Origin of the sequence: Paenibacillus maysiensis (assembly GCF_000520815.1) — a bacterium.
Taxonomy (GTDB): Bacteria; Bacillota; Bacilli; order Paenibacillales; family Paenibacillaceae; genus Paenibacillus; species Paenibacillus maysiensis.
Map to the genome: position 1 here is coordinate 1 of NZ_ASRY01000024.1, position 601 is coordinate 601.

Below are 601 nucleotides of genomic sequence, written 5' to 3' on the forward strand. Positions count from 1 at the left end.
CGTGAACGGCTTCAGCCATACCACCCCGTGCAGCCGCACGCCCTGCTCCGCCTCATGCCCCGCCGTCCCGGCCGCCAGCAGCGTCGCTTGCAGCGCTATCTCCAGATAGGCTGCCCCCGGCAGCATTTTCCGCCCCTGTACCACATGATCCTTCAAGAAAAATTCTTCGCCGCTCCACCGTGAACTGTACCGCTGCTCCGTCAAATCCGACGTATTCCGCTGTACCAACGGATGCAGCACGGACGTATGTCCCGCCTCGGCCTCCGACGCACTTCCCGCACGCTGGCTCACCCAATACCGCTCCCGCGCAAACGGGTATCCCGGCAGGCTGATTCGCCGCGGTGTGGCTTCCCCGTACAGCTTGCTCCAGTCTACCTCTCCCTCACGCACCCATTGCTCGCCGATGCTGTCCAGCCCTCCGACAAGGGGCGGGATCTTCCCGAAGGGAGCGGCTGCCGGCTCGCCAGAGCCCTTGACATAACCCATTAAATTCCCGGGGGACATGCCGCTGCGCAGATAAGCATCAAGCGCTTGTAGACACTCCTGCCGGGAAGCCGCCATAAACGCCAGCCGGTGGTCCATAGTCTCGCGGCCAACCTGC

1 protein-coding gene is annotated in these 601 nt (G+C 63.7%); it reads right to left on the minus strand.

Annotation, left to right across the window (positions count from 1 at the left end):
* On the minus strand, positions 1–601 hold a 601-nt coding region (locus tag L696_RS28070), incomplete at both ends, for a KS-MAT linker domain-containing protein (protein WP_425339295.1).